Raw genomic sequence first — 22,736 nt, 5'->3', positions numbered from 1 at the left:
CTGTGTCCGGTCCGGCGGTCAGGCGGCGGGGCAGAGCGCCGCCGGGCCGGCCGGTGGCGCGGCACCGGCCGCGGGCAGGGGCCGGGGGGCGCGGGTGACGGGTACGGCCGCGGAGCAGGTGGCCGGCCGGGGCCGCGGGCGGGTGCGTGCGAAGACGACGAGCCGCAGCACGGTGAAGCGTGCGAGGCCGGCGAGTGCGGAGGCGGACAGGTAGACGGCCTGATCGAGCACGGCGGTGGGCGCGGTCACCAGCAGGTGCAGGAGCAGTGCCGCCCCGCAGGTCGCGGCGTACGCGGCCGCCGCGGATCCGGCCGACTGCGCGTGCTGGCGGCGGGTCGCGCGTCCGCCCGCGCCGAAGGTGAAGCGGGCGTGCAGTTCGGTGGCCAGGAGTGTGGAGAGCGCGGTGACCACGGCGTTGGCCAGGGGCCAGGGCATCCAGGAGGCGGCGGCCGCCACCGTGAGGCTGGAGGCGATCCCCACCGCGCCGCCGCAGAGCACGAAGCGGGCGAAGGCGGCGAGGGTCCCGGGGCCGGTGTGCGGTCGGCTCTGCCGTGTCCTCATCGTCCGGCCTCCCTTCGTCCGTTTCGGGTGTGTGCTGCCGGTCGTCTGCTTCGGGTGTGTGCTGCCGGCCCGCGCGGCGCGGGAGCGCGCCTGCCGCCGGGCAGGGGCGGGGACGGCGACGGGCGGCGTACGCCGACGTGGTGCCGGTGTGCGCCGCCCGGGAGGGACGGGCCGCGGGGGCGGCCCGTGCACTCACTTCGGGTCGCGGTTGAACTGTGCCGTCGACCAGCGGTAGCCGAGCACGGTCAGGGCCAGGCACCAGGCGATCGCGATCCATCCGTTGTTGCCGATCTCGGTGCCGAGGAGCAGTCCGCGCAGGGTCTCGATGGCAGGGGTGAAGGGCTGGTACTCGGCGATGGGCTGGAACCAGCCCGGCATCGTGTCGGCCGGGATGAAGGCGCTGGAGATGAGCGGCAGGAGGATCAGCGGCTGGGCGCTGTTGGCGGCCGCCTCGGCATTGGGGCTGGCCATGCCGATGCCGACCGCGATCCAGGTGAACGCCAGGGCGAACAGGACGATCAGGCCGAACGCCGCGAGCCACTCCAGGGCCGTGGCGTCCTTGGAGCGGAAGCCGATGGCGAGGGCGACGGCGCTGACGAGGACCACGCTGGCGACGCACTGCAGCACGCTGCCGACGACATGCCCGATGATCATGGAGCTGCGGTGGATCGCCATGGTCCGGAAGCGGGCGATGAGGCCCTCGCTCATGTCCATGGACATGTACACCGCGGCCCCGATCACGGTGCTGCCGATGGTCATCAGCAGGATGCCCGGGACGATGTAGGCGATGTAGTCGGAGCGGTCGGCGCCGCTGCCGCCGATGCCCGCGCTCATCACGTCCCCGAAGATGTAGACGAAGAGCAGCAGCAGCATGATCGGCGCCATCAGCAGGTTCAGGGTGCCGGACGGGTAGCGCCGGGCGTGCAGCAGGTTGCGGCGCAGCATCGTGTTCGAGTCGCGCACGGCGAGGGAGAAGCGGGTGGGGCGGGCGGGGGCCGCGGTGGCGCTCATCGGGCGTTCTCCTTGGACTGGGTGGTGGCGTTGGCGGGGCCGGTGAGGGCGAAGAACACGTCGTCGAGGTCGGGGGTGTGCACGGTCAGCTCGTCGGCCTCCACATCGGCCGTGTCCAGCCAGTCGAGGATGGAGCGCAGTTCGCGCTGGGTGCCGTCGCTGGGGATCTGCAGGGTCAGGGCCTCGTCGTCGCGGGTGGTCTCGCGCAGGGCGGCGGCGGCCGACTGGTAGGCGGCCGGGTCGGTGAAGCGGAGCCGGACGTGTCCGCCGGGGACGATCCGCTTGAGTTCGGCGGCGCTGCCCTCGGCGGCGATCTTCCCGTCGTTGAGGACGGCGATGCGGTCGGCGAGTTCGTCGGCCTCCTCCAGGTACTGGGTGGTGAGGAAGACGGTCGTGCCGCCGGAGACCAGTCCCCGGATGATCTGCCACATGGTGTGCCGCGAGCGCGGGTCCAGACCTGTGGTCGGCTCGTCGAGGAAGATGATCCGCGGGCTGCCGACCAGGGTCATCGCGATGTCCAGGCGCCGCTTCATCCCGCCGGAGTAGGTCGACGCGGGCTTCTTCGCCGCCTCCACCAGGTCGAAACGCTCCAGGAGTTCGGCGGTGACCCGCCGGCCCTCGTCCTTGGAGAGGTGGTGCAGGTCGGCCATCAGGAGCATGTTCTCCTCGCCGGTGATCAGCCCGTCCACCGCGGAGAACTGCCCGGTGACCCCGATCGAGGCGCGCACCACCTGGGCCTCGGCGGCGACGTCGTGGCCGCCCACCCGGGCTTCGCCGCCGTCGGCGGTGATGAGCGTGGAGAGGATCTTGACGGCGGTGGTCTTGCCGGCGCCGTTGGGGCCCAGGAGCGCGAACACGCTGCCGGCCGGGATGTGCAGGTCGATGCCGTCCAGGACGGTCTTGTCGCCGTAGGCCTTGCGCAGGCCGGTGGCGGTGATGGCGGCCGTCGTCGTGGAACTGCCGTTCTTCTCGGTCGTGGGCATGACAGATGAAGGCATGGGGCCCTCCCGTTCGGGCTGGTGTGACGTGGGGGTGGATGAGATGAGGACGGCCCTTGTGGGTCAGGCCCGGGCGCGGCGGAGGATGTCCTGCCGCCGCGCCGAAGTCCGCGTGCGGCACGCGCGGCCTCTCGCCCCTGCGTCCGCGGGCCTCCTCAGGGCCCTGCGGACGGACCGCCGGTGCGAGAGGTGTGCGCAGCCCTCAGGCCGCGTCCGCCCCGGCGCGGGCGAGGTCGTCGGTGAGCTGCTTGCGGGCGCGGTCGGGGACGTAGCCGCCCTCGTTGTAGTTCTGGGCGAAGGCGTCGACGAACTCCACCGGGTCCTGGCCGACGACGTCGGCGATCGGTGTGCCCTGCGCGGCGGCCTGCTCGAACAGGTCGGCGAGGTCCTCGAACATCGAGGCGTTGCTGTCGGCGTCGGTCGGCACGAAGTGCATCAGGTACTTCTCGATCGCCTCGACCGCCCCGCGGTAGCCGTCGGGAAGCTCCTTCACGCGCCCCTTGTAGGCCCGCCAGCGCTTCTTGGGACCGATCACCTTTGCGATGAAACCGCTCTTCTCGGCATCGGACATGGTCACTTGCCCCCTTCGTGTAGCTGTTCCAGTCGTTCCGTGAGGAAGGTCCACGTCCTCCAGAACTCTTCGAGGTACTCCCGCCCCCGTGCGTTGAGGGAGTGCACCTTGCGCGGCGGCCCCTTCTCCGAGGCGACCTTCTCCACATCCACCAGGCCCCGCTTCTCCATCCGCAGCAGCAGCGCGTAGATGGTGCCTTCGGCGATGTCGGAGAAACCCTGCTCCCGCAGCCGCGCCGTGATCTCGTAGCCGTAGGCCGGCCTGCCCGACAGCGACGCCAGAATGACGCCCTCCAGCGTGCCCTTGAGCATCTCCGTCAGCAGCTTGGCCATGGAGCACCTCCTCCCTGCGCTAATCAGCGCCGTTGAGTACCGGTACAACGTAACACTGACTACCGGTACCTAGCAACAGGGAATAGCGAAGAAGGGGCGGCCGGGGGCCTCACCAGTGGAACGCCTCCCCGTCGGCCCGCTTCTCGATGCAGTACGTACGGAAGGCGCGGGCCCTGGCGACCGCGCCTTCGTCCCCGGTGCGCCGCGCGGCCTGCTCGTACCAGTCGTAGGTCGCGGCGGCGTGCGCGCGCCGCTCGAAGTGGAACTCGGCGAACCGGCGGAAGTGCGCGCGCATGGACGCCGGGGTCAGCCGCCCGCCGGCGCCGAGGAGTTCCTCGAGCTCGGCGCCGGTGGCCTCGGGCCGCTCGACGATGCGGACCGGCTCGGCCGCGGGGACCTCCCCGCGGATCGCGACGGGCTCGTCGGCGTCCAGGAAGTCGAGGCAGAGCGAGAGCCGGGCCTCCGCCGCGGAGCTGCGGGTCGAGTGGGGGTCGGTCGTGTGGATCTTCCACACCTCACCGCGGCGCAGGTGGTAGACGACGTCGTTCTCGGAGTGGAGGTTCTCCTCGCCGGTGCGCAGCGGAATCTGCAGCCTCGTGCCCGGCTCGGCCCATTCCAGGAAGTCCACGTGCGGGGCGAGGATCGCGTCCCGGGCCCTGAAGACGCGCACCCACTGCAACCGGTCCAGGGGGAAGTGGGCGCTCACCAGGGACATGATGCCCGGCAGCCGCTTGCCCAGCTCGGTCAGCGCCATGTTGCCGCCGTGGGGGCGGAAGGAGGTGTCGGAATCGGCGCCGCTGCCATTGGCCAGTACATGGGACGACCACGACCCGAAGGTGAAGGCGTCGTATTCGCCTCCGTACTCGTGCCCGTCCAGGACCGCAAACTCGGATTCCAGGTCGTACGAATCGATGGGCAGCACCGCTAGCCTCTGTGACTTCAGCAAGGAAGCCCCTCCCTTTCAATAGTCCGGCCGTCCGGCCGTCCGGCCGCCCGAAAGCCGCCGGGCATTTTCCCCGTGCGTCACCACGGCTCTCGGAGACCCTGCGATGGTGACGCAGTCCGCGCGCGCGATTCCCCGCCGCCTAGCATTTCTCGAGCCGCGCTCGAGCGGGACATCCGGTTCGGGCCGGTCAGGACGGCACGGGCACGGCGCAGCCGGCCGCCGGCCGGGAGACCGCGGCGCGCGGGAGGGAAGGGCTCCTGTCCCGTCGGCGGGACAGCAGCCGCCCGCCGGGGTGTTCGCACCGGCATCCCTTGCGCAGCGCTTCTCCGGCAAATTACCTTTACGTCGCGATGGCCCCGGGTGTGAAAAAGTCGCCGGAATTATTTCCCGGACTCCTTTCAGCCATTCAAGACATCCATCTCGCCGGCGGGCAGCGGAAAGGACCCCCAGCGGCCGTTGCGGCCCGGGCAGGAACTCCCGATTCGGCGGAGAAAGGAAAGGCCGGCAATGGAATCATCGCCGCAGGTCCATCAGCGAGGCAGCCAGGACGAGTCCCCGGCGCGCCAGCCCGTGCCTCCGGGCGCGCGGGACGCGCTCGCGCAGGAGGTCGCGGCACTGTGGGGGACGTACCTGGGCTCCCGCGAGGTCGGGCCGGACGACGACTACTTCTCGCTCGGCGGCAACTCACTGATCGGGATCAAGATCATCGACCAGGTCGCCCGGGACTACGGCGTCGAGCTGTCCGTACGGGACTTCTACCTGGCGCAGACCCCGGCACGGGTCGCCGGGCTGATAGAGCAGGGCAGGACACGGACGTGAGGCTGACGCCGGGCCCCGCACGCGACATCGACCTCGACCGCGTCGACCTGTTCGACCTGGACCTCTACTCCTGGGGCGATCCCCACCCCGTCTGGGACGTGATGCGGGCCAAGGCCCCGCTGCACCACCAGGTCCTCCCCGACGGGCGGGAGATGTGGTCCGTCACCCGCTACGAGGACGTCTGCCGCGTGCTCGGCGACCACCGGGAGTTCACCTCCGAGCGCGGCACCGTGGTCACCCACCTCGGCGTCGACGACGTCGCGGCGGGCACCCTGATGACCTCCACCGACCCGCCCCGGCACACCGAGGTCCGCAGACCGCTCGGCGCCCGGCTCACCGCGCGGGCGGTGCGGTCCTGGGAGGACCGGATCCGCACCACGATCGTGCGCTTCCTCCAGCCCGCGCTCGACGGAGAGCCCTTCGACCTGGCCGAGCAGGCACTGCTCCTGCCGGCGATGGTCACAGGCCCCCTGCTGGGCCTGCCGGAGAAGGACTGGGAGGAACTGGTCCGGCTGACCGCGATGGTGACGGCCCCCTCGGACCCGCACTTCCGGCTCGGCAGCGAGGCCGCGACCCTGGCCATCTCCCACCACGAACTGCTCACCTACATCAAGGAATGGGTCAAGGAGCGACGGGCGGACGGCGGCGAGGACGACAGCCTGCTCCACCACCTCATGAGCGTCCGCCCCGCGGGCCTGCCGCTGAGCGACGAGGAGATCGCCCTCGACGGCTACAGCATCCTCCTGGGCGCCAACGTCACCACCCCGCACACCGTCTCGGGCACCGTGCAGGCACTGATCGAACGGCCCGAACAGTTCGAGAAGGCACAGGCCGACCCCTCGCTGATCCCGAACCTGGTCGAGGAAGGGCTGCGCTGGACATCGGCCGCCTGCAACTTCATGCGGTACGCGGTGGACGACGTCCGCATCGCCGGCGGCACCGTCCCCGCCCGCGGAGCGGTCGTCGCCTGGATCGGGTCGGCCAACCGGGACCCGTCCCAGTTCCCCGACCCCCACCGCTTCGACATCACACGCAACGGCGCCAAACGCCAGGTGGCGTTCGGCTTCGGGGCGCACTTCTGCATCGGGGCACCCCTGGCCCGGATGACCCTGCGCATCTTCTTCGAGGAACTGACCCGGCGGTTCGGGTCGATCGAGCTCGCCGGCGAACCGCAGCACCTGCGGTCCTACTTCATCGCCGGGCTGACCCACCTGCCCATCGTCGCCCAGAAACGAAGGACGCCATGACATCCGGCTCCCTCACCGCCAGGTCGCCGTGGTTCGTCCGGCCCCGGTCCGCCGACCACCGCGCACAGCTGTTCTGCTTCCCCTACTCCGGGTCCGGGGCCTCGGCCTTCAGCGCCTGGCCGGCCGCCGTCGACGACGTCGAGATCGGCCCGGTGCAGTTCCCCGGCCGCGAGAACCGGCTGGCCGCACCCCACTACGGCACCTACGACAACCTCGCCGCCAGCCTGGCCGAGCAGCTCGTGCCGCGCCTGGACCGGCCGTTCGCGTTCTTCGGGCACTGCGCGGGCGCACTGGCCGCGTACGAGACCGCGGTCCGCCTCGCCGAACGGGGCCTGCGCCGGCCCGAGTGCCTCTTCGTGTCCGGCCAGCCCGCGCCGCACGACTCCTCGCGCGACCGGATGCTCACCATGACCGAGTCCGAACTGCGCGCCGAGTTGGAGTCGGTCGTCCGCAGCCGGGGCATCGAACCGCGCCCGGACATGATCGACGTGGGCCTGGCCGTGCTGCTGCGCGATCTCGCCGCCGCGAGCGAGTACCGGCGCACACAGCCGGTCGCGGTGGGATGCCCCGTCGTCGTCCTGCACTGGCGCGACGACCCCGAGATGACCCTCGACCAGCTCGAGGGGTGGCGCCGCTACGCGGACCAGGTCGAGTTCCGGGTCCTCGACGGCGGACACCACGACTTCATGAACGCCCCGGAGGAACTGCTGAAGCTGCTGACCTCGTGGCGCTGAGACGGCGCGCGACCCGTCGGGCCCGCCACGGCGCCCGGAAGACCGCGACCCGCCGGGCCCGCTACGGCGCCCGGAAGACCGCGGCGCGCACGAGCCCGCACAGCCCGGATGCCGGCGGCTCCCACCGGCCGGCGCGGCCGGCCGGCCGGCCGCGGATGACACGCAGCCACCCCCGTTCTTCCCGCAACCGCCGAGGAGGCCCCGGTGCAGGACGCCGACGACTACCGGTCCCACCCGCCACGCGTCGTCGGTGACGCACCGCCACCGCGCGAGGAGGTGCACGCGCCGGGGACATCCGCCCGCGAACCCGTCGCCGTCGTGGGCATGTCGTGCCGCCTGCCCGGCGCCGGCAGCCCCCAGGCCTTCTGGGAACTGCTGCGCAACGGCCGAAGCGGCATCACCGACGTCCCGGCCGACCGCTGGGACGCCCGCCGGCTGCTCGACCCCGACCCCACCGCCCCCGGCAGGATCATCACCACCCGCGGCGGCTACCTGGACGACATCGCCGGCTTCGACGCCGACTTCTTCGGGATCGCCCCCAACGAGGCCGCGATGACCGACCCCCAGCAGCGTCTGATGCTGGAACTGGGCTGGGAGGCACTGGAGGACGCCGGCATCGTCCCCGCACACCTCGCCGGGACACCCACGGGCGTCTTCGTCGGCGCCATGTGGGACGACTACGCGATCCGCCTCTACAAGCACGCCGCCCCGCGCATCGACCGCCACTCCGTCACCGGCCTGCACCGCAGCATCATCGCCAACCGCCTCTCCTACACGCTCGGCCTCAACGGCCCCAGCCTCGCCGTCGACGCGGCCCAGTCCTCCGGACTGGTGACGGTGCACCTGGCGGCGCAGAGCCTGCGCGCCGGGGAGTGCACCCTCGCGCTCGCGGGCGGCGTCAACCTCGCCATCACCGCGGAGAGCACCATCGGCTCCACCAAGTTCGGCGGCCTGTCGCCGGACGGGCTGTGCAAGACCTTCGACGCCCGGGCCGACGGCTACGTCCGCGGCGAGGGCGGCGCCTACCTGGCCCTGAAGACCCTGTCCCGGGCGGTGGCGGACGGCGACCGGATCTACTGCGTGATCGAGGGCAGCGCCGTCAACAACGACGGCGCCACGCCCGGCCTCACCGTGCCCAGCGCCCGCGCCCAGGAAGAGGTCGTCCGCCGCGCCCACGAGCGCGCCGGCACCCGCCCCGCGGACGTCCAGTACGTCGAACTGCACGGCACCGGCACGCGCGTGGGCGACCCCGTCGAGGCGGCCGCCCTGGGCGCCGCGCTCGGCACCGGACGCCCCGCGGACCGCCCGCTGCACGTCGGGTCCGCGAAGACCAACATCGGCCATCTGGAGGGCGCCGCAGGCATCGTCGGCCTGCTCAAGACGGCCCTCAGCATCTGGCACCGCGAGCTGCCGCCCAGCCTCAACTTCCACACGCCCAACCCCGACATCGCCTTCGACGAGCTCCGGCTGCGCGTCCAGCAGTCCCTCACCCCCTGGCCCCGCCCCGACCGTCCGCTGATCGCCGGCACCAGCTCCTTCGGCATGGGCGGCACCAACTGCCACGTCGTGCTGCGCGAGTGGACGGCCGGCGACGCCACGGCCGCGGTGGAGGGGCCGGCCGTGGTGACGGACGGGTCGCTGCCGTGGCCCCTCTCCGCGACATCCCAGGCCGCGCTGGAGGAACAGGCCCGACGGCTGCTGGACCACCTGGACCGCCACCCGCACGCCACACCCGCCGAGATAGGTCACGCGCTCACCGCGAGCCGGTCCGTGTTCAACCACCGGGCGGTCGTGATCGGCCGTGATCCGGCCGACTACCGCGAAGGGCTCGCCGCGCTGGCCCAGGGCGTGCCCTCGGCGCGGGTGGTCACCGGCACGGCGGGCGGCCGGCCGGGCAAAACGGTGTTCGTCTTTCCCGGGCAGGGCTCGCAGTGGGCCGGCATGGGCAGAGAACTGATGCGCACCTCACCGGTGTTCGCCCAGCACCTCACCGCCTGCGCGACAGCCCTCCAGCCGCACACCGGCTGGAACCTCACCGACGTCCTCACCCAGGCCGACGGCGCCCCCTCCCTCGAGGGCGATGCCGTGGTCCAGCCCGCACTGTGGGCGGTGATGGTGTCCCTGGCCCGGCTGTGGCAGCACCTGGGCATCACCCCCGACGCAGTGGTGGGCCACTCCCAGGGCGAGATCGCCGCCGCCCACATCGCCGGCGTGCTCTGCCTGGAGGACGCCGCCCGCATCGTGGCCCTGCGGGCCCAGGCCCTGACCGAGATCGCGGGGCACAGCGGCATGGTCTCCCTGCCGCTGCCGCAGGCGGACGCCGAGGCCCTCGTCGGCCGGTGGGCGGGGCGGCTGACCGTGGCCACGGTCAACGGGCCCTCGGCCACCGTGGTCGCGGGAGACATCGCCGCGGTCGAGGAACTGCTGGCGCACTGCACGGCCGAGGGCGTACGCGCCCGCCGCGTCCCGATCGACTACGCCTCGCACACACCGCACGTGCATCCGCTGCGCGGCCGGCTGCTGGACGCCCTCGCGGGCGTCCGGGCGCGTCCGGCCACGGTCGCGTTCTACTCGACCGTGGCCGGACACCCGGCGGGCCCGATGGCCGACACCACGGTGATGGGCGCCGCGTACTGGTACGACAACCTGGCCAACCCCGTGCACTTCCAGGCCGCCTCCAGCGCCCTGCTGGACGACGGGCACACCCTGTTCGTCGAGGTCAGCCCGCACCCCGTACTCACCCACCCGCTCCAGGAGACCGTCCGCCGGCACGCACACGGCGGCGCGGCCGCCGTCACCGGCACCCTGCGCCGCGACGACGGCACCTGGCAGCGCGTACTGACCTCCCTCGCCACCACCCACACCCACACCACCACCCCCACCGCCGCCGGCTGGTCGCGCTTCTACCCCACCACCCCGCCCACCCACCACGACCTGCCCACCTACCCCTTCCAACGGCAACGCCACTGGATCGACCTGCCGGCCGGCGGCCTCACCGACGCCGGGCCCGACGCCCCGGCCGACGTGATCGCCGACCAGCACGAGCCCACCGCCGCTCCCGCCGGGTCCGGCGCGCCGTCGCCGTTCCTGGACCGCCTCGCGAAAGCGTCCCCGGCCCAGGGGGAAGAGATCCTCACCGACCGGATCCGCGCCGAGGCCGCGGCCCTCACCGGACGTACCGCCCCCCAGGAGGTGGACGACGACCGCACGTTCAAGGACCTCGGTTTCGACTCCTTCGCCTCCGTCGAACTGCGCAACCGGCTCAGCGCCCTCACCGGCCTGGAACTGCCGACGACCCTGCTCTTCAACCACCCCACCCCCCTCGCCGTCGCCCGCTTCCTGCGGACCCGGCTCCTGGGCCCCCAGCAGGCCCTCGACACCGCCGCCCACGACCTCCCGCCCGCCGCCGACGCGGACGAGCCCGTCGCGATCGTGGGCATGGCCTGCCGCTACCCCGGCGACGTCCGCACCCCCGAGGACCTGTGGCACCTGGTCAGCGAGGGCGTCGACGCCATCACCGGCTTCCCCGCCGACCGCGGCTGGGACACCGAACAGCTCCTGGACCCCGATCCGGACCGGCCCGGCACCTCGTACGTCACCCAGGGCGGATTCCTCTGCGACGCGACGGAATTCGACCCCGCCTTCTTCGGGATCAGCCCGCGCGAGGCGACCGCGATGGACCCGCAGCAGCGGCTGCTCCTGGAGACCTCCTGGGAGGCGATCGAACGGGCCGGCATCGCCCCCACGGCGCTGCGCGGCAGCAGCACCGGCGTGTTCATCGGCGCCATGACCCAGGACTACGGCCCCGCCCTGCACGACGGCGTCACCGGCTACGACGGGTACCTGCTGACCGGCAACACCGCGAGCGTCGCCTCGGGCCGCATCTCCTACGCCCTCGACCTGCACGGGCCGGCCGTGACGGTGGACACCGCCTGCTCCTCCTCCCTCGTCTCGACGCACCTGGCCGCCCAGGCGCTGCGCAACGGCGAGTGCTCACTGGCCCTGGCCGGCGGAGTCGCCGTCATGTCCACACCGGGAATGTTCGTGGAGTTCTCCCGCCAGCGCGGACTCGCCGCGGACGGCCGGTGCAAGGCGTTCGCCGAGGCGGCGGACGGCACCGCCTGGGCGGAGGGCGCGGGCGTCCTGGTCCTGGAACGCCTCCGCGACGCACGGCGCAACGGCCACCGGGTACTGGCCCTCGTCCGCGGCTCGGCCGTCAACCAGGACGGCGCCAGCAACGGCCTCACCGCCCCCAACGGACCCTCCCAGGAACGCGTCATCCGCCAGGCCCTGGCCGGCGCGGGACTGTCGGCGCGGGACGTCGACGCCGTCGAGGCCCACGGCACCGGCACCACCCTGGGAGACCCCATCGAGGCACAGGCACTGCTGGCCACCTACGGCCGGGACCGGCCGCAGGACCAGCCCCTGTGGCTGGGTTCGCTGAAGTCCAACATCGGCCACTCCCAGGCCGCCGCCGGGGTCGGCGGCGTCATCAAGATGGTCATGGCCATGCGCCACGGAGTACTGCCGCGCACCCTGCACGTGGACCGGCCGTCCTCGCACGTGGACTGGGCCACAGGCGCCATGGAACTCCTGACCGACAACCGGGCCTGGCCGGACAGCGGCCACCCGCGCCGCGCCGGCATCTCCTCCTTCGGCATCAGCGGCACCAACGCCCACCTCGTCCTCGAACAGGCCCCCCAGGAACAGCAAGAGGACGCCACCGGACCGGACACCCCGGATCCCGCCGTGGTGACGGACGGCTCGCTGCCGTGGCCCCTCTCCGCGACATCCCAGGCCGCGCTGCAGGAACAGGCCCGACGACTGCTGGACCACCTGGACCGCCACCCCCACGCCACACCCGCCGAAATCGGCCACGCGCTCACCGCGAGCCGCTCCGTGTTCCCCCACCGGGCCGTCGTCATCGGCCGCGACCCATCCCACTACCGCGAAGGACTGACCGCACTGGCCGCGGGCGCACCCTCGGCGCGGGTGGTCACCGGCACGGCCGCCGGCCGGCCGGGCAAAACCGTGTTCGTCTTCCCCGGACAGGGCTCGCAGTGGGCCGGCATGGGCATCGACCTGATGCGCACCTCACCGGTGTTCGCCCAGCACCTCACCGCCTGCGCGACAGCACTTGAGCCGCACACCGGCTGGAACCTCACCGACGTCCTCACCCAGGCCGACGGCGCCCCCTCCCTCGACCGCGTCGACGTCGTGCAGCCCGCACTGTGGGCGGTGATGGTGTCCCTGGCCCGGCTGTGGCAGCACCTCGGCATCACCCCCGACGCGGTCGTGGGCCACTCCCAGGGCGAGATCGCCGCCGCCCACATCGCCGGCGTGCTCTGCCTGGAGGACGCCGCCCGCATCGTGGCCCTGCGCTCGCGGACCATCAGCCGTATCGCGGGCGACGGCGGCATGGTCTCCCTGCCGCTGGCCGTGGCGGACGCCGAGGAACTCATCGCCCGCTGGGCGGGACGCGTGGTCGTCGCCACCGTCAACGGGCCCTCGGTCACCGTCGTCGCCGGTGACGCCGACGCGCTGGCGGAGATCGTCACCCACTGCGCGGACCAGGAGATCAGGGCCCGCAGGATCCCGGTGGACTACGCCTCCCACTCCCCCCACGTCGAGGCGCTCCACGACGAACTGCTTAAGCTGCTGGCCCCGGTGCGCCCGCGCGCGGCGGAGGTGGCGTTCTACTCGACGGTGGGCGACCACGCCAAGGGCGCGATGAGCGACACGACCGCGATGGGCGCCGCGTACTGGTACGACAACCTGCGCACCACCGTGGCCTTCGAGACGGCCACCCGCGCCCTGCTGGACGACGGGCACACCCTGTTCGTCGAGGTCAGCCCCCACCCCGTGCTCACCCACCCGCTCCAGGAGACCGCCGAGGACCACGTGGGCCCCGGCAAGACCGCCGTCACCGGCACCCTGCGCCGCGACGACGGCACCTGGCAGCGCGTACTGACCTCCCTCGCCACCACCCACACCCACACCCCCGCCACCGCCACCGGCTGGTCGCGCTTCTACCCCGCCACCCCGCCCACCCACCACGACCTGCCCACCTACCCCTTCCAACGACAACGCCACTGGATGCAGCAGGCCGCCACCGCCACCGACCCCCGCGCACTGGGCCTGCACGCGGACGACCACGGCCTGCTCGGTGCCGCCGTCGATCTCGCGGACGGCGACAGCCACGTCTTCACCGGGCACCTGTCCCTGGCCACCCACCCCTGGCTGAGCGACCACGCCGTCCACGACACACCGCTGCTACCCGGCACCGCGTTCGTCGAGCTCGCCCTCCACGCGGGCCAGGCCACCGGCGCCCCCCATCTGGACGACCTCACCCTCCAAGCGCCCCTCCCCCTCCCGGCCACCGGCGGCGTGCGACTGCAGCTGCGCGTGGAGGCCGCCGACGACGACGGCCGACGCGCCCTCACCCTCCACTCCCGGCCCGACGACGCCGCCCCCGACCGGCCCTGGACCCGCCACGCCACCGGCACCCTGTCCTCCCGGGCCCCCGCCGCCCCGGACCCGGCCCCGTGGGCGCAGCCGGCGGCCTGGCCGCCGGCCGGCGCCACCCCCGTCCCCGTCGACGCCCTCTACGACCGGCTCGCCGACCGCGGCTACCACTACGGCCCCGCCTTCCAGGGCCTGAGCGCCCTGTGGCGGCACGGCGACACCCTCTACGCCGAGGCCGCCCTCCCCGCCGAGGAGAGCGCCCACACCACCACCGGCCCCTACGGCATCCACCCCGCCCTCTTCGACGCCACGCTCCACCCGCTCGTCGCCACCGCCCCCCAGCAGGACACCGACCGGGTGCTGCTGCCGTTCGCCTGGTCGGACGTCCGGCTGCACGCCATGGGCGCCCGGTCCCTGCGCGTGCGCATCACCCCCGCCGGCCCGGGAACGCTGCGCATCGCGCTCGCCGACCCCACCGGGCAACCGGTCGCCGACGTGACATCGCTCGCCCTGCGGCCCATCAGTACCCAGCAACTGGCGAAGGCCGCCGCACCGGCGGCCGACGGCCAGCTGTTCCGCCTGGCCTGGCACCCGTTGTCCGGCACACAGGCCCTCGAAGCCGGCCGGGTGGCGTTCCTGGGAAACGCCGTTCCCCAGGCACTGGTCGCCTCACTGCCCGCCGACGTCACCGTCACGATCCACCCGACGCCGGCGGACCTCCTGGCCGACCGCACCGGCCCCCTCCCGCACGTGGTGGTCGCCACCGGCCTGCTGGAGCACCCCGGCCCGGCACCCGACGTCCCCCGCCGCGCCCGCGAAGCCGTTCACCACGCCCTGGACCTGGTCCGGTCGTGGCTGGCCGAGGAACGGCTGGCCGACAGCCGGCTGGTGTTCCTCACCCGCCGGGCCGTCGCCGTCCACCCCGACACCGAAGCGCCCAGCCCCGCCGACGCCGCCGTCTGGGGCCTGATCCGCACCGCCCAGACCGAGCACCCCGGCCGCTTCGCCCTGATCGACGTGGCCGACGAGAACGCCGTCCCCGCCGAGCCGTTTTGCGCGGCCCTGGCCGGCGGCGAACCGCAGACGGCGGTCCGCGACAGCGACCGCCTGCCCTACGTCCCCCGGCTCGTACGGCAGGCGGCGCCGCACGACGCCGCCGTGCCGGAGCCCGCCGCGGGCGGCACGGTCCTGATCACCGGCGGCACGGGCACCCTCGGCGCACTGTTCGCCCGCCGGTACGCGAAGGCCGGGCGGATCGGCCATCTGCTGCTGGCCGGCCGGCGCGGCCCGGCCGCCCCGGGCGCACGCGAACTCGCCGCCGAACTGACCGGGCTGGGCGTGAAGGTCACCGTCGCCGCCTGCGACACCGGCGACCGCGACGCCCTCGCCGCGCTCCTGGCGGCCATCCCCGGCGAGCACCCCCTGACCGCCGTCGTGCACACCGCCGGCGTCCTCGACGACGGCATCCTCACCTCCCTGACCGCGCAGCACGTCGAGCGCGTGTTCCGGCCGAAGGTCGACACCGCCTGGCACCTGCACGAACTCACCCGCGGCACCGACCTCGCCGAGTTCGTCCTCTTCTCCTCCGTGGCGGGCATCCTGGGCACGCCGGGCCAGGGCAACTACGCGGCGGCGAACGTGTTCCTCGACGCGCTGGCCGAGCACCGCCGCGCCGAGGGACTGCCCGCCACCTCCCTGGCCTGGGGACTGTGGTCCGACAGCAGCGGCATGACCGCGCACCTGGACGACGCGGACCTGACCCGGATGGCCCGCCTGGGGATCGAGCCCTTCCCGGCGCAGGACGGGGCAGCGCTCTTCGAGGCCGCCCGTGCCTGCGGCACCGCCTGCCCGGTGCCGGCCAGGATCACCCCCGCCCTGCTGCGCCCGCACCTGGACAGCGGCACCCTGCCCGCCGTGCTGCGGGGGCTGGTGCGCGCCCCCGTCCGCAAGGCGAACACGGCTGCGGACACCGCGACCGCCACCTTCGGCGACCGTCTGGCCCGCCTCGCGCCGCAGGAGGCCCAGGACGCCCTCGCCACGCTCGTCCGCACCCACGTCGCCGTCGTCCTGGGCCACTCCTCACCCGACACCATCGACCTCGACAAGGCGTTCAAGGAGCTCGGCTTCGACTCGCTGACCGTGGTCGAGCTGCGCAACCGCCTGGCGTCGGCGACCGGACTGCGGCTGGCGCCCGCCCTCGTCTTCAGCTACCCGACCCCCCGCGAACTGGGCCGCCACCTCCTGGACCTGATGCGCCCGGCCGCGGATCCGGACCAGGACGAGGACGAGGACGAGGAGGCGAGGATCCGGGAAGTGCTGCGCAGCGTCCCGGTCGACCGGTTGCGCAGCGCGGGCCTGCTGGAACCGGTCCTGGCGTGCGCCGGACCGCCCCGGCCGGACCCCGACACGACCAACACCAACGCCAACAGCAGCACCGGCACCGGCACGACGGACACCGGCACGGATGCACTGGCCCGCCTGGACCTGGACGCGCTCGTCGACCTGGCACTGGACGAGAGGGACGACTGACATGAAGCACTCCGCAGACGGCACACCGCACGACGCGGACCGGGTCCAGCGGGCGCTGCGCGCACTGCTGGAGGAACGCGACCGCCTCCGCCGGGAGAACGACGCCCTGAAGGCCGGCCGCGACGAGCCCGTCGCCGTGGTCGCCATGGCCTGCCGCTACCCCGGAGGCGTGTCCTCGCCCGAGGAACTGTGGGAGGTGGTCCGCGACGGACGGGACATGGTGGACGGATTCCCCCAGGACCGCGGATGGCCGGACCTGTACGACCCGGACCCCGACACGGCCGGCACCTCCTATGTGCGCCACGGGGGGTTCCTGCGGGACGCGGCCTCCTTCGACGCGGGGTTCTTCGGCATCAGCCCGCGAGAGGCGCTGGCGATCGATCCGCAGCAGCGCCTGCTGCTGGAGACGTCGTGGGAGGTCCTCGAGCGCGCCGGCATCGTCCCCGCCGACCTGCGCGGCACCGACACCGGTGTCTTCTGCGGAGTGATGTTCCCCGAGTACGGGATGCGCTTCGTGGAAGCGCGGGGCAACCCGCTCGAGGGCTTCCTGCTGCAGGGCAGCGCACTGAGCGTCGCCTCGGGCCGGGTGGCCTACCAACTCGGCCTGACCGGGCCGGCGGTGACCGTGGACACGGCATGCTCCTCGTCGCTGGTGTCGGTGCACCTGGCGATGCAGTCGCTGCGCTCGGGAGAGTGCTCGCTCGCGCTGGCGGGCGGGGCGGCACTGATGTCGACGCCGTGGATCTTCGTGGAGTTCTCCCGCCAGCGCGGCCTGGCGGCCGACGGCCGCTGCAAGTCCTTCGCCGACGGAGCCGACGGGACCGGCTGGGCGGAGGGCGTGGGGGTGCTGCTCCTGGAGCGGCTGTCCGACGCCCGCCGCAACGGCCACCCGGTGCTGGCCGTCCTGCGCGGTTCCGCGGTGAACCAGGACGGCGCCAGCAACGGACTGACCGCCCCCAACGGCCGCGCCCAGGAAAAAGTGATCCGCACAGCACTGGCGAACGCGGGCGTCGCCGCCGCCGAGGTGGACCTGGTCGAGGCGCACGGCACCGGAACCGCCCTGGGCGATCCCATCGAGGCCGACGCGCTGCTGGCGACCTACGGACAGGGCCGGACCGAGGGCAGGCCGCTGTGGCTGGGCTCCTTGAAGTCGAACATCGGCCACTCCATGGCCGCCGCCGGGGTCGGCGGGGTCATCAAGACGGTGATGGCCATACGCCACCGCCACCTGCCCAGGACACTGCACGTGGACGCGCCCTCCCGCCACGTGGACTGGTCCCGCGGCGCGGTCGAACTGCTGGTGCAAGGACGTGAGTGGACTCGGCCGGACGGTCCGCGGCGGGCCGGTGTGTCGTCGTTCGGCATCAGCGGCACCAACGCGCATGTCGTCCTGGAAGAGGCTCCGCCCCAGCAGCCGCAGCACGACAGCGCCCGCGATCCCGGCATCGCCGCCGGCGGCCTCGTGCCGTGGGTGCTGTCGGGCAGGACCGCGGCCGCCGTGGAACGCCAGGCCCGCAGACTGCGCGACTTCGCCGCCGCCGACCCGGACCTGGACATCGCCGACACCGGCTGGTCGCTGGCCTCCGGCCGCACCCGGTTCGAGCACCGGGCGGTGGTGCTGGGGCGCGACCGGAAGGAACTGCTGGACGGTGTGACATCGCTCGGCGCCGGCGAGGAGTCCACCGCGGTGGTGCGCGGCACGGCCGGGCAACTCGGCGGGACGGTCTTCGTCTTCCCCGGCCAGGGCTCGCAGTGGGCCGGCATGGGCCGCCAGCTGTACGACGCGTTCCCCGTCTTCGCGCAGAGCCTGGACGCGTGCGCGGCCGCGCTGTCGGAGTGGGTCGACTGGTCGCTGCTCGACGTGGTGCGGGGCGTGGCGGGGGCCCCGACGCTGGACCGGGTGGACGTGGTGCAGCCCGCCCTGTTCGCCGTGATGGTGTCCACGGCCGCCCTGTGGCGGTCCTGGGGGGTGGAACCGGCCGCGGTCGTGGGCCACAGCCAGGGCGAGATTGCCGCCGCCCACGTCTGCGGCGCCCTCTCCCTGCGGGACGCCGCCCGTGTCGTGGCGCTGCGCAGCAAGGCCCTGGTGGATCTGATCGGTCACGGCGGGATGGCGTCGGTCGCGGAGTCCGCGCAGACCGTGCAGGAGCGTCTCGCGCCGTGGGAGGGCCGGGTGGGCGTGGCCGTGGTCAACGGGCCCCGCTCGGTGGTGGTGTCCGGGGAACCGGACGCACTGGATGAGTTCGTGGAGAAGATGCGGGCCGAGAACGTGCAGGCCCGGCGGATATCGGTCGACTACGCCTCCCACTCCCCCCACGTGGCCCGGGTCCGCGAGCAGGTCCTCGCCCCGCTGTCCGGCGTGCGCCCGCAGACGTCGGCGCTGCCCTTCTGCTCGACCCTGTACGGCGAGGTCGTCGACACCGCGAGGCTGGACGCCGGCTACTGGTACGACAACCTGCGCGAGAAGGTCCTGTTCGAACCCGCCGTCCGGCGACTGGCCGACGACGGTTTCCGGGTGTTCCTCGAGATGAGTCCGCACCCCGTGCTGACCGTCCCGGTGCAGGAGATCGTCGAGGACCTCGACGACGCGGTGGTGCTGTCCTCCTCGCGGCGGGACCGCGGGGAGGTCCAGTCGGTGCTCGGCTCACTGGCCGGGCTCCACGTCCGGGGCGGGAGCGTGGACTGGGAGGCCCTGTCCGGCATCCGCCGGCGAGTGGACCTGCCGACGTACGCGTTTAAGCGGCAGCGCTACTGGCTGGACTCGGCGCCCCCGGCAGTCACGGTCGCGGGCGAGGCGCCCGCGCCGCAGGCGCCGACGGCCGGGGACGAACCCGTCGCCCTGCCGGACCGGCTCGCCGCCCTGTCCGGCGACGAGGCGGCGGCACTCGTCCTGGACCACGTCCTGACGAAGGTCGCCGTCGTGCTCGGGCACCCCTCCCGCCAGAGCGTCGACCCCGATCTGGAGTTCAAGGACCTCGGCTTCGACTCGCTGCTCTCGATGCAGCTGAGCAAGAGCCTGGCCACCACGACCGGACTGACGCTGCGGCCGAACCTGGTGCTGCAGCACCCGACGCCACGGCGGGTCGCCGGGCACCTCATGACCTCGATGGCCGGCCGCGGCCGGCCGTGAACTTGCGGCGGTGTGCGGAGCCTGGCCCCGTACACCGCCGATGCGACACCCCCTCGCGCGAGGGGTCACGGGCCCGTCGCGGACCGGGCCCGTTCCGGCTTTGCTGAAAGGATGATCTCTGTGCGTTCGTTCGGTGCGTCGTCTGCGCATGAAGGGCTGTGGCGGGCGCAGAACATGTTTCCCGACTCGCTGAACCATGCGCTGACCCTGTGGGACGTGGACGGTGAGCTGGACGCGCCTGTCATGGAGCGCGCGGTGCTGCGGGTGCTGGACGAGGCGGAGGTACTGCGGATCACCTTCGCCGACGACGGCGCCGGGCTGCGCCTGGTGCCCAGGGAACCGGGCGAGTGGCGGCCGTTCTTCCTGGACGTCAGCGCCCAGGACGATCCGCAGCGGGCGGCCCGTGAAGCGCTGGCCGACGTGCTGCGGCAGCCGTTCGACCTGGCACGGGACCTGCTGCTGCGGCTCGGTGTGGTCAAGCTCGCGCCGGACCGCTCCCTGCTGGTGATCGTCTACCACCACCTCGTGTCGGACGGGTACGGCGTGTCCGGGCTGCTGTCGCGGCGCCTGGCCGAGGTGTACACGGCACTGTCGCAGGGGTCGGACGTGCCGCAGCTGCCCCACCCCTGGGACGCCCAGTCGTCCGCGGACCAGGCAGCGGCCTACCGCGCCTCCCGGCAGTCCGCCGAGGACCGGGAGTTCTGGCGCGACTACCTGGTGGACGCCCCCGCCCCCGCCCGGGTCCCGCGCGTCGCCCTCCCCGATGCCGTACGGGCCGCGCTCGAGGAGCCCGCGAACGACGCCGACCGCTGGGGGGAGCTGGCCGAGCCCCTCGGAATGGTGAGCCGGACACTGGCCGTCGCGCGCGCCGACGCGGACGCGTGGACCGAGGCCGCGAAGTCCATGGGCGTATGGCTGTCGTCGATGCTGACCGCGGCCACGGCGGTGTTCCTGCGCCACCGCTGCGACCGTCCGGAGTTCCTCCTCTCGCTGGCGGTGGGCAACCGGGTCGGGGCGGCCAGCAGGACACCCGCTCTGGCGGTGAACGTGGTGCCGGTACGGGTGAAGGTTCCGCTCGGCGCGACCTTCGCCGAGATCACCGACGCGATCGGCGAGCAGACGTACGAGATCTTCGACCACACCGCCTGCCACTACTCGGAGATCCAGCGCGCGAGCAACACCGTCCTGGGCGACCGCGGCAGCTTCGGGGCCGTCGTGAACGTCGTCGACTTCCCCCAGCAGCTCTCCTTCGCCGGCCGCCCCGCCCGCTTCCTCGCCGGCACGACCGGGACCTTCGAGGAACTGGCGATCGGCGTCTACACCGACGGGAGCGCCGACAGCGACCTGTACCTGCGGCTGGACGCGCCCGCGAGCCTGTACTCCCGCGCGGAGCTGCGCTTCCTCGGCGAGGACCTGATCGCGTACATCCAGGCGGCCGTGGCGGCCGGCGACCGGCCGGTGGGCGCCCTGGACGTGGTGCGCGGCGCCGAGCGGGACCGGCTGCTGGCACCACCGGCCGGCACCGACGCGCCGCCGCGGGGGCTGACCGTTGCGCAGTTGTTCGCCCGCCAGGTGGAGCGCGCCCCCGACGCCGTCGCGGTGGTGTCCGCGCACGCGGCGGTGACCTACCGGGAGCTGGACGAGCGCTCCGGCCACCTGGCCCGGGCGCTACAACGGCACGATGTCGGGCCCGAGTCGGTCGTGGCGGTGGCGCTGCCCCGGTCGGTGGACCTGGTCGTCGCCCTGCTCGCCGTGGTCAAGGCGGGCGGCGCCTACCTGCCGGTCGATCCGGCGCTGCGCGCGCAGCGGATCGCCTCGGTGAGCGGCGACGCCCCGGTGCGCGCACTGCTCACCGACCCGGCAACGGCCGCCGCTTGGCCCGGCACACCGGACGTGCCGGTGCTCCTGCTGGACGACCTCCGCTCGCAGGCCGGCCACGACGACGCCGGTACCGCGGGGCCGGTCCCCTCGCACCCGGACAGCCTGCTGGCCCTGACGTACGGCCGCGGACCGGCCGGCACGGCAACGGGGCCGGCCCTGACGCACCGGAACATGGAGCGGTTCGTCCTGGACCGGCGGGAGGACGGTCACGGGACGGTGCTGTGGCATGCGCCGCACACCGCCGACACGCTCCCCCTCGACGTGTGGAGTCCGCTGCTGAACGGCGGCCGGGTGGTCGTCGCGCCTGCGGGCGAGCTGGACGCCGGCACCCTGACCGCGCTGCGGCAGACGCACGGGATCACCCGGACGTGGCTGCCCGCGAGCCTGTTCTCGGCGATCGCGGCGCACCGCCCCGAGGCCCTCGCCGGACTGCGCGAGGTGTGGACCGGTGGTGAGCGCGTGTCCGCCGCCGCGCTGCGCCGGGTGCGGGAAGCCTGCCCCGGGCTGACGGTGTTGAGCGGTCACGGGACGGCACAGACGACCGTGTCCGCCGTGTCCGCCGTGTCCCACCGTCCGGCGGCGCACGGACCGGAACACCCGGCCGGCCCGCCCGGCCAGCCGGCCGGCCGCACCGTGTTCTACGTCCTGGGACCGGGGCTGGCGCCGGTCCCCGTGGGCGTGAGCGGAGAGCTGTATGTCGCCGGGCCCGGCGTGGCACGCGGCTATCCCGGCCGGCCCGGGCCGACCGCGCAGCGGTTCTTGCCCTGCCCGTTCGGACCGGCCGGCGAGCGCATGTACCGGACCGGGGAGCGGGTGCGGTGGGTCGCCGAGGGCCGCCTCGCCTACCTGGGTCGGGCCGGTGCCCCGATCGAGGTACGGGGTGTCCCGGTCGAGCCGGCGGAGGTCGAGGAGGTGCTGTCCGAGCACCCCGGGCTCGCCCAGGCGGTGGTGGACGTCAGGAACGACGCCGTGGGACAGCGGCGGCTGGTGGCCTTCGTGGTCCCCGCGGCCGGCCGCGGCCCCCGGGGCGGCCCGTCGGCCGGGGACCTGCGCCGGTTCGCCGCGGAGCGGCTGGCGGAGGTCATGGTGCCGTCCGCGTTCGTGGTGCTGGAACACCTGCCGGTGACGGCCGGCGGGAGGGTGGAGCGGACGGCACTGCCGGAGCCCGCCTTCGACGACGAGCACTACCGGCCGCCGCGCAACCGCACCGAACGGGTGCTGGCCGAGGCGTTCGCCGACGTGCTCGAACTGGGCCGGGTGGTGGGCATCGACGAGGACTTCTTCGACCTCGGCGGCAACTCGCTGCGGGCGATCAAACTGGTCGGCCTGATCCGGGCCGGGCTGCACCAGGAAGTGTCCATCCGCACACTGTTCGCGGCCCGCACCGTCGCCGGCCTGTCCGACCTGTGGAAGGACCTCGCCCAGTCCAGCAGGCCCGCCCTGCGGCGCAGGACGAAGGACGGCGAGCTCCTGCTCTGAGCACGCGCGAAAAACGGCCGACGGCCCACCGCA

At 73.5% G+C, this 22,736-nt stretch carries 12 protein-coding genes; 6 read left to right on the top strand and 6 right to left on the bottom strand.

Features of this window, described 5'->3' with window-relative positions; genetic code table 11:
• Positions 1–18: 18 nt before the first annotated feature.
• From ACWD5F_RS44320 to ACWD5F_RS44295, 6 genes are all read right to left on the bottom strand, one after another.
• Positions 19–561 carry a hypothetical protein gene (locus ACWD5F_RS44320; protein ID WP_451261808.1) on the bottom strand — a complete coding sequence of 181 codons (543 nt, stop codon included), beginning with the start codon at positions 559–561 and terminating at the stop codon, positions 19–21.
• A gap of 192 nt (positions 562–753) precedes the next feature.
• Positions 754–1,572: an ABC transporter permease gene (locus ACWD5F_RS44315; protein ID WP_451261807.1), complete on the bottom strand. Its 819-nt coding sequence runs from the start codon at positions 1,570–1,572 to the stop codon at positions 754–756.
• Entirely contained in the window at positions 1,569–2,555 is a 987-nt protein-coding gene (locus ACWD5F_RS44310) for an ATP-binding cassette domain-containing protein (protein ID WP_451261816.1), read from the bottom strand. Before ACWD5F_RS44310 ends, ACWD5F_RS44315 begins: the two co-directional genes overlap by 4 nt.
• A gap of 217 nt (positions 2,556–2,772) precedes the next feature.
• Positions 2,773–3,141, bottom strand: coding sequence for a DUF1048 domain-containing protein (locus ACWD5F_RS44305; RefSeq protein ID WP_451261806.1), 369 nt, complete (start codon positions 3,139–3,141; stop codon positions 2,773–2,775).
• 2 nt (positions 3,142–3,143) lie between these two features.
• Complete coding sequence (locus tag ACWD5F_RS44300) at positions 3,144–3,473, bottom strand: PadR family transcriptional regulator (protein WP_451261805.1); 330 nt, start codon at positions 3,471–3,473, stop codon at positions 3,144–3,146.
• 109 nt (positions 3,474–3,582) lie between these two features.
• Positions 3,583–4,419: a putative nonproteinogenic amino acid hydroxylase gene (locus ACWD5F_RS44295; protein ID WP_451261804.1), complete on the bottom strand. Its 837-nt coding sequence runs from the start codon at positions 4,417–4,419 to the stop codon at positions 3,583–3,585.
• 507 nt (positions 4,420–4,926) lie between these two features.
• Here ACWD5F_RS44295 and ACWD5F_RS44290 point away from each other — a divergent pair.
• The 6 genes from ACWD5F_RS44290 (at position 4,927) to ACWD5F_RS44265 (ending at position 22,703) form a co-directional block, all read left to right on the top strand.
• Complete coding sequence (locus tag ACWD5F_RS44290) at positions 4,927–5,238, top strand: phosphopantetheine-binding protein (RefSeq protein WP_451261803.1); 312 nt, start codon at positions 4,927–4,929, stop codon at positions 5,236–5,238.
• Positions 5,235–6,485 (top strand): cytochrome P450, encoded by a 1,251-nt coding sequence (locus ACWD5F_RS44285; protein ID WP_451261802.1) that lies wholly within the window; start codon positions 5,235–5,237, stop codon positions 6,483–6,485. The genes ACWD5F_RS44290 and ACWD5F_RS44285 overlap by 4 nt, the downstream gene beginning before the upstream one ends.
• Positions 6,482–7,219: a thioesterase II family protein gene (locus ACWD5F_RS44280; protein WP_451261801.1), complete on the top strand. Its 738-nt coding sequence runs from the start codon at positions 6,482–6,484 to the stop codon at positions 7,217–7,219. The genes ACWD5F_RS44285 and ACWD5F_RS44280 overlap by 4 nt, the downstream gene beginning before the upstream one ends.
• Before the next feature lie 276 nt (positions 7,220–7,495).
• Entirely contained in the window at positions 7,496–16,213 is an 8,718-nt protein-coding gene (locus tag ACWD5F_RS44275) for a type I polyketide synthase (RefSeq protein ID WP_451261815.1), read from the top strand.
• A 1-nt stretch (position 16,214) separates the two neighbouring features.
• Positions 16,215–19,343, top strand: a complete 3,129-nt coding sequence (locus ACWD5F_RS44270; protein ID WP_451261800.1) for a type I polyketide synthase — start codon at positions 16,215–16,217, stop codon at positions 19,341–19,343.
• Positions 19,344–19,454: 111 nt separating this feature from the next.
• Positions 19,455–22,703: an AMP-binding protein gene (locus ACWD5F_RS44265; protein ID WP_451261799.1), complete on the top strand. Its 3,249-nt coding sequence runs from the start codon at positions 19,455–19,457 to the stop codon at positions 22,701–22,703.
• Positions 22,704–22,736 lie beyond the last annotated feature (33 nt).

The organism is Streptomyces sp. NPDC002499, assembly GCF_053595415.1.
This window is presented reverse-complemented; position numbering and strand designations above follow the sequence as displayed.